Here is a 14,468-nt window from a genome sequence, read left to right on the forward strand (position 1 = left end):
ATCGGCGGCCTGCCCGTCAGCCATTGCGGGCCACGTCTCAGGCGCCCGGCTGCCACACCTTCGGCCAGTCCAGGCCGCGCAGGGACGCATCGAGCCCACCGTCGACGAAGAGCACCGACCCCACGACATAGGTCGACTCCGGCCCCAGCAGGTAGGCGATCAGGGAGGCGACCTCCTCGGGCCGGCCGCCGCGCCCGGCGGGGACCGTGGCGAGGAACTCCTGGATGGCCTGCGCGGTGAGCGGGTCCTTCAACGCCTCCTGGGTCATCGGGGTGTCGATGAACCCGGGCGCCACCGCATTCAGCCGGATGCCCGACGTCAGGTAGTCCGCGGCGCGGGTGCGGGCGTAGTAGGCCAGCGCTGCCTTCGACGCCGGATAGGCCGTGATCGCGGACAGGTCGCCGAAGCCGTCGGCGATCGCGCCGGCGCCCTCCCGGTCGCCGGCGACGCAGGCCTCGGCCAGCTCGGTCGGCCAGTGCGGCTGCGTGGTCGTCGAGTTCGAGCTGAGCAGCACGACCGACGGATCGGTTCCGGCGGCCAACAGCGGCCGCAGCCCCTCGAGCAGGTCGACCGCGCCGAAGTAGTTGACCGCGACGAGCTGCTGCCCCGAGCGACCCGCGGACGGCGCGATCCCGGCGATCGGCGCGAAGCCGTCGATCGCGTCGACGAGCTCGCGCACACCGGCGACCGCCTGCGCGATGCCCTCCGTGGTGCCGAGGTCGACCTCGACGTCGGCGTCGCGCAGGTCGATGCCGACGACCTGGTGGCCGTCGGCCTCCAGGCGCGCCTTGGTGGCGGCGCCGATGCCCGATGCGGCTCCGGTGATGACGTACGTGCTCATGGGGTGACTCCTCGATCGGGTGCGTGGATGGGTCGTTCGGGTCAGACCGAGCGCTCGACCAGGACGCAGCGCGCGCCCGAGAAGATCGTCGGCATGCACTTGTTGCAGTGGATGCACAGCGACCGGGTGCGCGCATCCTCGGCGATCCGGTTGACCAGGTCGGGCTCGCGCAGCAGCGCCCGCGCCATCGCCACGAACTCGAAGCCCTCGGCCATCGCGGTGTCCATGCCGGCCCGGTCAGTGACGCCGCCGAGCAGCACCAGCGGCAGCCCGACGGCGGAGCGGACCTGGCGAGCCTCCCCGAGCATGAAGAGGTCGCGGTACGGATACGCGTGGATGAACTGCTTGCCGAGCAGCTGCACCCCGAGCCGGACCGGCTGCGGCATCGCCGCGGCGAACTCGCGGATCGGTGCGTCGCCCTTGAACAGGTACATCGGGTTGAGCAGCGAGCTGCCCATGGTCAGCTCGAGCGCGTCGACGCTCCCGTCGGCCTCGAGCCACTGCGCGACCTGGATCGCCTCGTCGACCCAGAACCCGCCGGGCACGCCGTCGTCCATGTTGAGCTTGGCGAGGATCGCGATCCGGTCGCCCACGGCCTCGCGGACCGCCCGCGCGGTGTCGCGGACGACGCGGGCGCGGTTGGCCAGCGAGCCGCCGTAGGCGTCCTTGCGGCGGTTGAGCTTGGGACTCAGGAACGAGCTCGCGAAGTAGTTGTGGCCGAAGTGGATCTCGACGGCGTCGAACCCGGCCTCGACCGCGAGCTCGGCCGCCGTCCCGTGTGCGCGGGTGATCCGCGCGATGTCGTCGACCGAGGCGGCCCGGATCGTCCGCATGCTCATCGGGTTGAACGAGCGCGACGGCGCGAGCGCGGGGAAGCCGGTCGACTTCTCGTTGGCGACCGGGCCGGCGTGCCCGAGCTGCGCCGAGGCCGCCGCGCCCTCGGCGTGGATCGCGTCGGTCAGCCGGCGCAGACCCGGCAAGGCCTCCGGGCGCATCCAGAGCTGTCCGTGCTCGGTGCGCCCCTCGGGTGCGACCGCGCAGTAGGCCACCGTCGACATCCCCACGCCGCCGGCGGCCGGCCGGCGGTGGAACTCGATGAGCTCGTCGGTCACCAGCGCACCCGGCGTACGGCCCTCGAAGGTCGCCGACTTGATGATGCGGTTGCGCAGGGTGATCGGGCCGAGCCGGGCCGGGGCCAGTACGTCGGGCGGGGACGTCGTCGTCATGGGCTTCTCTTTCGCTGGACAGGTCGTGGGGCTGGATCCGGGACGCGGACATGTGTTACAAAATATGAATGCCGAATTCCAGAGAGCCGGGTGATCGTACGCACGCCCCCAGCGCCGGGACAAGGGCCGGTTCCGTGGAGCGAAAGTCGCCGCCGACCGATCGGGTGGTCCGGATCCTCGACCTGCTGGCGGACGCGCCGCGCGAGCGGTTCACCCTCACCCAGGTGGCCGACACGCTCAGGCTGAACAAGCCCACCTGCCTCGGCATCCTCGCCGCGCTCACCGACGCCGACTACGTGACCCGCGACGACGCGAAGTCCTACGGTCTCGGCCCCGCGCTGATCCGGCTCGGCACCGCCGCGGAGTCCGGCCTCGCCAACCTCGACCTGGTCCGGCCGTTCCTGGTCGACCTGCACGACCGGCTCGGGTTGAGCTGCGTCCTCAGCGCCGTGTACGACGAGCACGCCATGATCCTCGACCGCCTGGGCACGGCCATTCCCGGCGACCGGCGCGACCTCGTCGGCGAGCGCTTCCCCCTGGCTCCCCCGCTCGGGCTCGTCAACATCGCCTGGGAGCACCCGGGCGTCGTCGACGAGTGGCTGGCGCGCCCGCCCCTCATCCCGATCGCGGCGGATGCCCTGCCGGTGCGCGACATCGTGGCCGGTGGGCTCGCGAACGGCTACATCATCGAGTGCCTGCGGACGTCGTCGTCCTCGAGCGTGGTGCTCGCCAGCCTGCTGGCCTCGGACCTGCCGCCCCGCATCGTCGACGAGCTCCGCGGGCACCTGCCGCCCGAGGACTGGTCGGAGTTCGTCACCACCCTGCCGGACGACGACGCGACTCCCCTGCCCGTCGCCAACATCAGCGCACCGGTCTTCGACCGCCAGGGCGCCCAGCAGTACACCCTCACCGTCGTGCCCGAGCGCCCCGATGCGACCGTCGCGCTCGCGCGTGCCTGGGGCGAGGCGACCGCCCGCGCCGCGGCCGCGGCCTCAGCCGCGCTCGGTCGACGCTGAGCGCCGCGTCGTCCGCACCGACGACCGCACGAACGCCTGCGCCCGCGAGGTCAGCCGGACCCCCTTCATCGACGCCAGGACGACGTCCAGCGGCTCGACCGGGTCGGAGATCTCGAGGTTGACGACCTCCGCGCCGTCGTAGGTCATGTCGCTCGCCGGGCGCTGGTTGAGCACCGACCAGCCCTGGCCGTTGGCGACCATCGCGCGGACCGTCTCGAAGCCGGCGGTGCGGTGGCGGATCTGCGGCTCGACGCCGGTGGAGGCGACGAGCCGCTCGAGGTAGAGGCCGCTGTGCGGCAGGTCGAGGAGCACCATCGGCTCGTCGGCGAGATCGGCGAGGGCGACCTTCTTGCGGCGGGCGAGCCGGTGCCCCTTCGCCACCAGCACGTACGGCGCGGCGACGCCGACCCGGACGTGGTCGATGTCGTCGTCGAGGTCGTAGCCGTACATCAGCGCCAGCTCGCAGCGCCCCGAGCGGAGCGCCTGCTTGAGCGCGGCGTGCTCCTCCTCGACGACGGAGATCCGGATGCCCGGGTGCTCGGCCTCGCAGGCGGCGAGCAGGCGGGGCAGCTCGAACGGGCCGAGGGTGGTGAAGCAGCCGACGGCGAGCTCGCCGACGAGGGCCTGGCCGGCGGAGCGGGCGACCTCGGCGAGCTCGGTGGTGTGCACCAGATAGCTGCGCAGCTCGCGGTAGAACTCCTCACCGGCGGCGGTGAGCGTCAGCCCGCGCGCGTGGTGGCGCAGCAGGAGCTGGACGCCGAGCTCCTTCTCCAGCTGGGCGACGGCGGTCGAGATGGCCGACTGCGACACCATCAGCTGCCGCGAGGCCGCCGTCATGCTGCCCTGCTCGGCCGCCGCGGCGAAGTAGCGCAGCTGCGTCAGCGTGAACCCGACCTCGGCCATGGCGGCCATCCTGCCGTACCTCCCGTCACGATTCGAGGTTCGCGAGCACCTCGGGCCGCAGCAGCGCATCGAGGACGTCGGCCTCCACACCGCCCGTCGCCAGGGCCAGGTCGCGCACCACGCCGGCGCCGCCGAGGGCCGCCTTCGCGATCTCGGCCGACCGGGCGTAGCCGAGCAGCGGCGTCAGCGCCGTCGCCAGGCCCGCGTTCTCCGCGGCGACCGCGGCGAGCTTGACGGCGTCGACGGTGATCCCGTCGACGCACAGCTCACGGAGCGAGTCGAAGGCGGCCGCGGTCCAGGCGAAGCCCTGCAGCAGGCCGTGGCAGATGACCGGCTCGAAGGCGTTGAGCTGGAGCTGCCCGCCCTCCGCGGCCATGGTGACGGTCATGTCGTTGCCGATCACCCAGAAGGCGACCTGGTTGACCATCTCCGGGATGACCGGGTTGACCTTGCCGGGCATGATGCTCGACCCGGCCTGGCGCGCCGGCAGTTGCAGCTCGGCGAAGCCGGCCTGCGGACCCGAGCCGAGCAGGCGCAGGTCGTTGCAGATCTTCGACGCCTTGACCACGACCCGCTTGAGGACGCCCGACACCTGCACGAAGGCGCCGGTGTCGCTGGTCGCCTCGACCAGGTCGTCCGCGCCGACCACCGGGACGCCGGTGATCTCGGCGAGGTGAGCGACCGCGCGACGGCGGTAGTCGGGGTGGGCGGTGATGCCGGTGCCGATGGCGGTGGCGCCGAGGTTGATCTCGCACAGCAGGGCGCGGGAGTCGGCGAGCCGGGCGATCTCCTCGCGCAGGGTCGTCGCGAAGGCGCCGAGCTCCTGCCCTACGGTCATCGGTACGGCGTCCTGCAGCTGGGTGCGCCCGATCTTCGGCACCGCGCGGAACTCCTCCGCCTTCGCCGCGAACGAGTCGGCGAGCGCCGACGTCGCGACCCGCAGCCGCTCGATGGCGGCGACCAGCGCGAGCCGGACGGCGGTCGGGTAGACGTCGTTGGTCGACTGGCAGCGGTTGACGTGGTCGAGCGGGTGGATCTCGTCGTAGGCGCCGCGCGACAGGCCGAGGATCTCCAGCGCACGGTTGGCGACGACCTCGTTGGCGTTCATGTTGGTCGACGTCCCGGCGCCGCCCTGGATCACGTCGACGACGAACTCGCCGTCGAGTGCGCCCGCGCGGACCTCCTCCGCGGCGGCCGCGATCGCGTCGTACCGGCGGTCGTCGAGCAGGCCCAGCTCGTGGTTGGCGCGCGCCGCGGCGAGCTTGACCGCGCCGAGCGCGGCGACCAGCTCGCGGTGACTGCCGACCGGCGTGCCGCTGATCGGGAAGTTGGCCAGGGCGCGGGCCGTGTGGACGCCCCAGTACGCCGTCGCCGGCACCTCGTGCGGGCCGAGCGAGTCGAGCTCGATCCGCGTCTGCGTCGTCGCCGTCATCGCGCCACCGCCATGTCCAGCGCGGTCCAGGCCAGCGCGGTCGCCGTGTCGAGCAGCGCCTTCTCCGCGTCGCCGCCGACGCAATGGGCGGCGAACTCGGGCTGGTGGTTGAGCGCGGGCAGCGAGCCGATGCCGACGTAGGGGTGGATCGCGTTGACGACCTGGGAGACGTTGCCCATGTCGGTCGAGGCGCGGTTCATCCGGCGCGCGGGCGTGCCCTGGTCGAAGACCCGGCCGAGGTCGGTCGCGTTGCGGACGTAGGCGTCGAGCGCGGGCTGGTAGGTCCGGAACTCGGCGTACGGCTTGCTCTCCGGCGTGATCTCCAGTGCGGCGCCGGTGGCGAGGGCGCCGGCCTGGAAGCACTTCCAGACCCGGTCCTCGGTCTCGGCGAGCTGCGCGAGCGACTCGGCGCGGACGTACCAGCGGCCCTCGGTGTGGGCGGGAATGGCGTTGGGCGCCTCTCCCCCGTTGGTCATCACGCCGTGGACGCGCACCGACGGCGGGAGCTGCTGGCGCAGCATGCCGATCGCCACCTGGGCGATGGTGAAGGCGTCGGCGGCGTTGACGCCCTGCTCGGGGTACGCCGCCGCGTGCGACGCCTTGCCCCGATACTCCACGTGCGAGTGGGACACCGCGAAGGGCTCCGCCTCGGCGACGTCGACCGGCGCGGGGTGGGCCATCATGGCGAGGTCGAGGTCCCGGAACGCCCCACGCTCCAGCAGCTCGATCTTGCCGCCGCCGCCCTCCTCGGCGGGCGTGCCGTAGACCTCGATGGTCAGGCCCGCCGCGTCGGCCAGCGGGGCCAGTGCCCGCGCCGCGCCGACGGTGATCGCCGAGATCAGGTTGTGGCCGCAGGCGTGGCCGAGGCCCGGCAGCGCGTCGTACTCGGCGCAGAGGCCGAGCCGGAACGGTCCGCTGCCGATGGTGGCGTGGAAGGCCGTCTCCAGGCCGAGGTACGACGGCGTCACGTCGTAGCCGACCTCGGCGAGCGCCTCCGCGACCCAGCGGGAGGAGTCGTGCTCCTCCCACGCGGTCTCGGGGTTCGCGTGGAGCTGCTCGGAGAGCCCGATCAGGCGCTCCGCGTCGGCGGCCACCGTGCGGGCCGCGGTGTCCTTGCCATCGAGGCTCATGTCACTCGTCCCCGGGTACGCCGTACGACGGCGCGACGGTGGGGTCGATGCCGCGCGTGACGTAGTCGTCGCGCTGCGGCAGCCAGACGCCGAGCAGCTCGCGGAGCTGACCGATCGGGTCGTCGGCCCAGTCGACGCGCAGGTCGGTGACCCGCCAGGCGACGTCCCGGACGACGGACAGGCCGGCCGAGCGGACCGGACCGGCCTCGCCACCGGCGGCCAGGCCGGCCTCGAGCGCGGCGAGCAGCCGCTCCTCGAGGTCGCCGGTCGCGGCCGCGAAGCCCGCGGCGACGGCGTCGACGACGGCGGTGTCGGCGAGCAGGTTGCCGGCGGCGACGACGCCGTCCCCGACGACCTGGTGGTGCACGCCGAGCGAGCCCTCACCCGAGAAGGCGGCGCCCTTGCCGTCGAGGGAGAGGACGGTGAGCTGCCGGTGCTGGATGTGCTCGCGCCCCTCGGTCACCGCGGCCAGCGCGGCGGCGGCGTCGAGGCCGCTCTCGAGCGCGTCGAGCAGCGCGGTGCCGAGGCGGGGGTCGGTGATGTTCTGCGACGAGGCGCCGCCGACGCCGGGGCGCAGGTGGATGCACCGCGCGGCGACGGCCGGGCTCGACGAGGTGACGGCGATGCCGACGGCACCCGTGCCGTCGGTCGCGAGGACGGAGAAGGTCACCGGGCGTCCTCGGCGTCCTCGGCGGAGATCACGGCGATCGCGTCGACCTCGACCAGCCACTCCGGGCGGGCGAGGGCGGAGACGACGATGCCGGTCGAGATGGGGTGGACGCCCTTCGTCCAGCGGCCGATGGTCCGGTAGACGGTCTCGCGGTAGCGCGGGTCGATGATGTAGATGGTGAGCTTGACCAGGTGCTCCATGCGAGCGCCGGCCTCCTCGAGCAGCATCTTGATGTTCGCCATCGCCTGCTCGGTCTGCGCCTCGACGTCGCCGATGCCGACGGACTCGCTGGTGTCGAGGTTCTGGCCGATCTGGCCGCGGACGTACACGGTGTTGCCCGCGACGACGGCCTGGCACAGATCGTTGTCGAGGTTCTGCTCCGGGTAGGTGACGCTGGTGTTGAACGGACGGATGCGGGTGTGGCCGCCGACGACGATGCTCATGGAGCCAGTCCACTCCACCCCGACGCATGTGTCCAACAGATCTTTCTTACGACCTTCATCTCCAAACCAGATCCAATCGCGAGACGCGAGCCGATTGGATCAGCAGAACCGATGCAGTGCTTCCACAACATCTGTTGGACAGAGGACTCGGCGGCGTTCAGGATCGTCATCAACGGACGTGCCGCAGCGGCACGTCTCCCCCCGAGGCAGATGCCGATTCGAGAGTGGAGGTTGGGGATGTCGAACCAGGAGGTCGAGGTCCTCGTCGTCGGCGCCGGCCAGGCCGGCGTGGCGATGAGCGAGCACCTGAGCGAGAACGGCGTGCCGCACCTCGTGCTGGAGCGCGAGCGGATCGCCGAGCGCTGGCGCACCATGCGCTGGGACTCGCTCGTCGCCAACGGCCCCGCGTGGCACGACCGCTTCCCCGGCCTGGAGTTCCAGGACGTCGACGCCGACGGCTTCGCGACCAAGGACCAGGTGGCCGCCTACTTCGAGGCGTACGCCGAGAAGATCAACGCCCCCATCAAGACCGGCGTCGAGGTCACCTCCGTGACCCGCCACGAGGGCCGCCCCGGCTTCCGCGTCGAGACCTCCGACGGCGTCATCGACGCCCGGTACGTCGTCGCCGCCACCGGCCCCTTCCAGAAGCCGGTCTACCCGCCGATCGTCCCCGACGGCGCAGTCGAGCTGCAGATGCACTCCAGCAGCTACCGCAACCCCGCGCAGCTCCCCGAGGGCGCCGTCCTCGTCGTGGGCGCCGGGTCGTCCGGCGTCCAGATCGCCGACGAGCTGCAGCGCTCGGGCCGCCAGGTCTTCCTCTCCGTCGGCCCGCACGACCGTCCCCCGCGGAGCTACCGCGGCCGCGACTTCTGCTGGTGGCTCGGCGTCCTCGGCCTGTGGGACCTCGAGACGCCCGCCGCCGGCGCCGAGCACGTCACGATCGCCGTCAGCGGCGCCCGCGGCGGCCACACCGTCGACTTCCGCGCCCTCGAGGCGACCGGCATCCAGCTCGTCGGCATGACCGACACCTACGACGCCGGCACCCTCACCTTCCGCGAGGACCTCGCCGAGAACATCGCCCTGGGCGACGCCAACTACCTCGCCCTGCTCCGGGCCGCTGACGAGTACGTCGCCCGCAACGGCATCGACCTGCCCCAGGAGCCGCAGGCCCACATCCTCGGCCCCGACCCGCAGGCCGCCACCACCCCGCTGCTGTCGCTCGACCTCGCCGCCGCCGGCGTCACCTCGGTGATCTGGGCGACCGGGTTCGCCACCGACTACAGCTGGCTCCAGGTCGACGCCCTCGACGAGAACGGCCGCCCGGCCCACCGCCGCGGCGTCTCCACCGAGCCCGGCGTCTACTTCGTCGGCCTCCCCTGGCTCTCGCGCCGCGGCTCCAGCTTCATCTGGGGCGTCTGGCACGACGCCAAGCACGTCGCCGGCCACATCGCGACCCAGCGCAGCTATGCCGACTACGACCGTCAGGCGCGTGCGTAGTGACCGCCGCGGCGGGCGCTCCCGGCACCGGGACGGCGTTCTACCACGACGAGCGCTGCCTGTGGCACAGCACGGGTGAGGCGGTCCTCTTCCTGCCGGTCGGCGGGTGGCTCCAGCCGCTCGCGACCGGCGGGCACCCGGAGTCGCCGGAGTCGAAGCGGCGGTTCAAGTCGCTGCTCGACGTGTCCGGCCTCGCCGACCGGCTCGACGTCCTGAGCGCCGAGCCGGTGACCCGTGAGGACATGGAGCGGGTGCACCCCGCGGCGTACCTCGACCGGTTCGCCGAGCTCAGCGCCGGCAAGGGCGGCGAGATCGGCCCCGAGGCGCTGTTCTCGCACGGCGGCTTCGAGATCGCCGCGCTCTCCGCCGGCCTGGCCAAGCGTGCCGTCGCCGACGTGGTGACCGGCCGCTATCGCAACGCCTACGCACTCTCCCGTCCGCCGGGTCACCACTGCCTGCCCGACGAGGGCATGGGCTTCTGCCTGCTCGCGAATATCGCGATCGCGGTCGAGGCGGCCAAGGCCGAGCACGGTCTCGGCCGGGTCGCCGTCATCGACTGGGACGTGCACCACGGCAACGGCACCGAGGCGGTCTACTACGAGCGCGACGACGTCCTCACCGTGTCGATCCACCAGGAGAACTGCTTCCCGGTCGACACCGGCACCACCGCCGACCGCGGCCGCGGCGCCGGGCTGGGCTACAACCTGAACGTCCCGCTGCCCCCGGGCGCGGGCCACGAGACCTACCTCGCGGCGATGCGCGACATCGTGCTGCCCGCCGTCCGCGACTTCGCGCCCGAGCTGATCGTCATCGCCAGCGGCCTCGACGCCAACATGGTCGACCCGCTGGCCCGCCAGCTGCTCTACGCCGACAGCTTCCGCCAGATGACCGCCCTGGTCATGGAGGTCGCCGACGAGGTGTGCGACGGCCGGGTCGTCGCCGTCCACGAGGGCGGGTACGCCGAGTCGGAGGTGCCCTTCTGCGGGCTCGCGATCGTCGAGACGCTCTCGGGCATCCGCACCGAGGTCGTCGACCCGTTCGAGGAGACCTTCATCGCGCAGCAGCCGTCCGCGCGGACCCTGACCTACCAGCTCGCCATCGTCGCCGAGCTGGTCGAGGAGCTGGCCGGCGAATAGGGCCGGCCGGCTCCGTGTGGAGTCGTGTGCCTGAGAACCCGCCTAGACGCGGTCTCAGGCACACGACCCCCGCGCAGCGGCGTCGTCAGCCGCGGATGAGGTCGGCCGCGCGCTCGGCGACCATCATCACGGTGACCACCGGGTTGGTCGCGACCAGCTGCGGGAACACCGACGCGTCGACGACGCGCAATCCCTCGACCCCGCGCACCCGCAGATCCGGCCGCAGGACGGCGAGCGGATCGTCGTCCGCCCCGATCGCGCACGTCCCGCTGACGTGGTAGACGGTCTGGTGGGTCGCCCGGGCGACCTCGCTGATCTGCCCGTCGGTCTGCACGTCCGGGCCCGGGAAGACCTCGCGGACCAGCCGGGAGGCGAAGGGCTCGGCCTCGGCGATCCGCCGCGCGAGGCGCACGCCCGCGACCAGGGTGGCCTCGTCCCGGCCCTCGGGGTCGGTGAAGTAGCGGTAGTCGATCGACGGCGCGGCCTCGGGATCGGCCGAGGTGATCCACACGCGGCCGCGAGAGGCGGGGCGGGCGACGTTCGGGGCGATCGACACGATCCGCTCGGGCAGCCGGGCGCCATAGGCCTCGGCGTGGACGGCCCACGGCTCGACCGGGAAGTGCATGAGGACGTCGGGCCGGTCGTGCGGCTCGACGATGCTGACCAGGGCGCCGGCGTCCCAGCCGCTCGCGCAGGTCGGCGGCGGCGACTCCGCGAGCTCCCAGACGACCAGGCCCTCGGCGTGGTCCATCAGGTTCTCCCCCACGCCCGGCAGGTCCGCCACGACCGCGACCCCCGCCGCCTCGAGGACGGCGCGCGGCCCGATGCCGGACAGCTGCAGCAGCCGCGGGGTGTCGATCGCGCCGCAGCAGAGGATCACCTCACGGCGGGCGGTGAAGGTCACCAACGCGCCGTCGACCCGCGCCCGGACGCCGGTCGCGCGGCCGTCGACGACGTCGACCCTCTCGACCCGCGCGTCCAGGACGACGGCCAGGTTGTCGCGCGTGGCGCGCGCCGGGTGCAGGTAGTGGATCGACGTCGACGACCGGACGTTGCCGTCGGGCGTGTAGCCGACCTCGAAGAAGCCGGCGCCCTCGGCGCGCTCGTCGAGGCGGCCGTCGTTCCAGGCGTCCTGGAGCGGGATGTCGAGTGCGGCCACCGCGGCGGCGACCATGTCGGCCACCATCGGGTTGCGGTCCTCGGGCGCGACCGGCTGGATCGGCGTCCGGAGCCGGTCGTAGTAGGGCTGGATGACGTCCGGAGTCCAGCCGGCGGCGCCGCGCTCGACCCACTCGTCGAGGTCGGCGGCGAGCGTGCGCCACGAGATCATCGTGTTGCCGTCGGAGCAGCCACCGAGGATCCGCAGCCGGGCCTGGCGGATCGCCGAGTTGCCGCGCTCCTGCGGGACGCTGCGGTAGTCGAGGTCGTACTCCCCCTCGAGCATCTCCGCCCAGCGGCGCAGCTCGCGGGCGCGTGGCTCGCGCTCGTCGTCCGGGCCCCACTCGAGGAGCCCGACGGTGACGCCCGGGTCCTCGCTCAGGCGCGCGGCGAGCAGGCTGCCCGCCGTACCACCGCCGACGACGAGGTAGTCGAACTCCGTCACGCGACGCTGCCCTGCGCGGCCGCCTCCACGACCGGGCGGTGGCCGGCGAAGCGGCCGAAGCGCTTCATCAGGAACAGGTAGAGCGGGCAGATGACGGCCAGGCCGACGATCCAGGAGATGTCGACGAAGCCGAGCCGCTCGCCGATCGGGCCGGTGTACTTCGTGGTGACCAGGAACGGGATCTGCACCAGGATGCCGAGGAAGTAGCAGGCGACCGCGATCGGGTTGAACCGGCCGTAGCGGCCGCCGTCGCGCTCGAAGAGCGAGTCGATGTCGTACTCGCCGTGCTTGAGCGCGTAGTAGTCGACCAGGTTGACCGCCGTCCACGGCACCAGCACGCACAGCAGGAGAAGCATGAAGTTGGTGAAGTTGACGAGGAAGTTGTCCTTGCCGGCCAGCGCCATCACGACCGCGCCGGCGAACAGGACGGCGGACACGACCGCGCGCGCCGAGGCGCCGGGCACCCACTTCGGGAAGATCGTCTGGCCGACCGTGATCGTCGAGAGCGCGCCACAGTAGAGGTTCATCGCGTTGGTGCAGGCGATGCCGATGCCGAAGACCCCGATGACCAGGCCGCCGACGCCGTGCGTCAGGTCCTGCAGGCCGCTCACCGTGTCGGCGTCCGGCAGCGCGGCGCCGACCATCGCGCCGAGGATCATCGGGAACAGCGAGCCGAGCACCGCTCCGGCGTACGTCGCCCAGAACGCGGGGCGCACACCGGTGTCGCGCGGCATGTAGCGGGTGTAGTCGGAGACGTACGGCGCGTAGGCGATCTGCCACAGCGCGGCGAGCGACACCGTCCCCATGAAGCCGGCCAGGGTGGCGCCGTCGGCGTGGAAGGCGCCGGTCGGCAGGTGGTGGACGCCGAGCATCCACACGAACGCGAGGACCATGACCACGCCCGAGACCAGGCTCATCAGGCCGGTCAGCGCATGGATCATCCGGTAGCCGACGATCGCGCCGAGCACGCTGACCAGTCCGATCAGGACGATCGCGACGGTCTCGTCGAGCCCGAACAGGCTGGAGACCGCCTGGCCGCCGAGGACCATGTTGGAGGCGAAGAAGCCGACGTACATGAAGATCACGAGGACGACGACGAGCAGGCTGCCGTAGGAGCCGAACTGGGCCCGCGTCTGCAGCATCTGCGGCACGCCCATCTGGGGGCCCTGCGCCGCGTGCAGCGCCATCACCACGCCGCCGACCGCATGGCCGACCACGAGCGCGAGCACCGCCGCCCAGATCGGCAGTCCGTAGACGGCGGTCGCGACCACGCCGGTTGCCACGGTGAGCAGCATGATGTTGGAGCCGAACCAGATCGTGAACAGGTCGCGGGCGCGCCCGTGCCGTTCGGTGACCGGGATGTGGTCGATGGTGCGCTTCTCGACCGTCATCGTGGTCTCGCCTGCATCGTGCTGCATGGGGTGTCCCCTTCCTGAGGGCCGATTCCGGCGCCGGGCGCGGGAGTCGTGATCCCGCTCACGGTAGGGCCGCGCGCGGCTCGCCGACCAACACCGGTTTTCGTTGCTCTGCATCGGCAAACCAGATGACCCCGGTCGTTGACATCGCCTCGGCCGGGGCCTGGGATGAGGCGTTCGTCCCTCGTCGAAGGAGTACCCATGCAGAGCCGCGTCACCATCGGGCTGGTCCAGTGGCACGCCGTGCCCGGCGACCCCACCACCAACCTCGAGACCGCGCTCGCCCTGATCGCGGACGCCGCCCACGCGGGCGCCGAGCTGGTGGTCCTGCCCGAGCTCTGGGCCAGCGGCTACGACGCGCCGCGACTCGGCGAGATCGTGGCCGCGGCGGCCGAGCCGGTGCCCGGCCCCCGCAGCGACCGGCTCGCGGCGGCCGCCCGCACCCACGGGATCTGGCTGTTCGCGGGGTCGGTGCCGGAGCTGGCCGACGGGGCGACGTACAACACGACGTTCGCGTACGACCCGAGCGGCGCCGTCGTCGGCCGGCATCGCAAGGCCCACCTCTACCGGCCCACCGCCGAGGACGCCGTCTTCGCCGCGGGCTCCGAGGTGTCGGTCGTCGCGACCGAGCCCTTCGGCCCGGTCGGCATGGCCACCTGCTTCGACGGCGACCACCCCGGCTATGCCCGCGCGCTGCGCGAGCGCGGCGCCCGGCTGGTCGTGATGCCCGCCGCCTACGAGGCCGGCGCCGAGACCTGGTGGGACCTGCTGCACCCGGCCAACGCACTCGCCAACGGCCAGTGGTGGGTGACCGTCAACCAGGCCGGCGGCGAAGGCGACGCCGCGATGTTCGGCCGCAGCCGGGTGATCGCGCCCGACGGCGCCGTCGTCTGCGAGGCGCCCCGCCACGACGCCGACGGCCCCGCGGTCACCGTCTGCACCGTCGACCTCGCGGCCGGCATCGCCACGGCCGACCGGCACGGCGCCGCCCTCTGGACCGACACCCGCCCCGACCTCTACTGACCCGGCAGAAGTTTCTGCCGGGTCGGCGCATCTCGCGAGCCAGTTTGTGCCGGGTCGGCGCATCTTGCGAGCTTGTTTGTGCCGGGTCGGCGACCGACCCGGAGGAAAGACCCGGTGCGGAGACGGAACCCGC

13 protein-coding genes are annotated in these 14,468 nt (G+C 72.5%); 4 read left to right on the forward strand and 9 right to left on the reverse strand.

The features are described from left to right. Positions 1-37 precede the first annotated feature (37 nt). A complete protein-coding gene (locus AB4880_RS00690; RefSeq protein ID WP_367917269.1) occupies positions 38-841 on the reverse strand; it encodes an SDR family oxidoreductase in 804 nt (267 codons plus the stop codon). A gap of 41 nt (positions 842-882) precedes the next feature. After that, complete coding sequence (locus AB4880_RS00695) at positions 883-2,067, reverse strand: NADH:flavin oxidoreductase (protein WP_367917270.1); 1,185 nt, start codon at positions 2,065-2,067, stop codon at positions 883-885. Positions 2,068-2,201: 134 nt separating this feature from the next. Here AB4880_RS00695 and AB4880_RS00700 point away from each other — a divergent pair, with 134 nt between their 5' ends. Continuing rightward, a complete protein-coding gene (locus AB4880_RS00700) occupies positions 2,202-3,083 on the forward strand; it encodes a helix-turn-helix domain-containing protein (RefSeq protein ID WP_367917271.1) in 882 nt (293 codons plus the stop codon). Here the strand turns inward: AB4880_RS00700 and AB4880_RS00705 are convergent. Genes AB4880_RS00705 through AB4880_RS00725 form a run of 5 tightly spaced genes read right to left on the reverse strand, consistent with a single transcriptional unit; the run spans position 3,060 to position 7,661 of the window. Then, the gene (locus AB4880_RS00705) at positions 3,060-3,986 is read right to left on the reverse strand and encodes a LysR family transcriptional regulator (RefSeq protein ID WP_367917272.1); all 927 of its coding nucleotides are present in this window, start codon (positions 3,984-3,986) and stop codon (positions 3,060-3,062) included. The genes AB4880_RS00700 and AB4880_RS00705 overlap by 24 nt on opposite strands. Positions 3,987-4,011: 25 nt before the next feature. Then, the gene (locus tag AB4880_RS00710; RefSeq protein WP_367917273.1) at positions 4,012-5,418 is read right to left on the reverse strand and encodes an aspartate ammonia-lyase; all 1,407 of its coding nucleotides are present in this window, start codon (positions 5,416-5,418) and stop codon (positions 4,012-4,014) included. Then, positions 5,415-6,548 carry a M20 family metallopeptidase gene (locus tag AB4880_RS00715; protein WP_367917274.1) on the reverse strand — a complete coding sequence of 378 codons (1,134 nt, stop codon included), beginning with the start codon at positions 6,546-6,548 and terminating at the stop codon, positions 5,415-5,417. Before AB4880_RS00715 ends, AB4880_RS00710 begins: the two co-directional genes overlap by 4 nt. A 1-nt stretch (position 6,549) precedes the next feature. Beyond that, the gene (locus AB4880_RS00720) at positions 6,550-7,218 is read right to left on the reverse strand and encodes a DUF1028 domain-containing protein (RefSeq protein ID WP_367917275.1); all 669 of its coding nucleotides are present in this window, start codon (positions 7,216-7,218) and stop codon (positions 6,550-6,552) included. Beyond that, positions 7,215-7,661 carry a RidA family protein gene (locus AB4880_RS00725; protein WP_367917276.1) on the reverse strand — a complete coding sequence of 149 codons (447 nt, stop codon included), beginning with the start codon at positions 7,659-7,661 and terminating at the stop codon, positions 7,215-7,217. Before AB4880_RS00725 ends, AB4880_RS00720 begins: the two co-directional genes overlap by 4 nt. A 237-nt stretch (positions 7,662-7,898) precedes the next feature. On the opposite strand from AB4880_RS00725, the gene AB4880_RS00730 reads away from it, so the two are divergent. Beyond that, positions 7,899-9,158 carry a flavin-containing monooxygenase gene (locus AB4880_RS00730; RefSeq protein WP_367917277.1) on the forward strand — a complete coding sequence of 420 codons (1,260 nt, stop codon included), beginning with the start codon at positions 7,899-7,901 and terminating at the stop codon, positions 9,156-9,158. Further along, positions 9,158-10,294, forward strand: coding sequence for a class II histone deacetylase (locus AB4880_RS00735; RefSeq protein ID WP_367917278.1), 1,137 nt, complete (start codon positions 9,158-9,160; stop codon positions 10,292-10,294). Before AB4880_RS00730 ends, AB4880_RS00735 begins: the two co-directional genes overlap by 1 nt. Positions 10,295-10,379: 85 nt before the next feature. Here AB4880_RS00735 and AB4880_RS00740 read toward each other — a convergent pair whose 3' ends face one another. Then, a complete protein-coding gene (locus tag AB4880_RS00740) occupies positions 10,380-11,897 on the reverse strand; it encodes a GMC family oxidoreductase (protein ID WP_367917279.1) in 1,518 nt (505 codons plus the stop codon). Continuing rightward, positions 11,894-13,315, reverse strand: a complete 1,422-nt coding sequence (locus AB4880_RS00745) for a purine-cytosine permease family protein (protein WP_367917280.1) — start codon at positions 13,313-13,315, stop codon at positions 11,894-11,896. The genes AB4880_RS00740 and AB4880_RS00745 overlap by 4 nt, the downstream gene beginning before the upstream one ends. 198 nt (positions 13,316-13,513) lie before the next feature. On the opposite strand from AB4880_RS00745, the gene AB4880_RS00750 reads away from it, so the two are divergent. Beyond that, positions 13,514-14,335, forward strand: a complete 822-nt coding sequence (locus AB4880_RS00750; protein ID WP_367917281.1) for a carbon-nitrogen hydrolase family protein — start codon at positions 13,514-13,516, stop codon at positions 14,333-14,335. Positions 14,336-14,468 lie beyond the last annotated feature (133 nt).

The organism is Nocardioides ginsengisoli, assembly GCF_039537225.1.
Classification (GTDB): Bacteria; Actinomycetota; Actinomycetes; order Propionibacteriales; family Nocardioidaceae; genus Nocardioides; species Nocardioides ginsengisoli.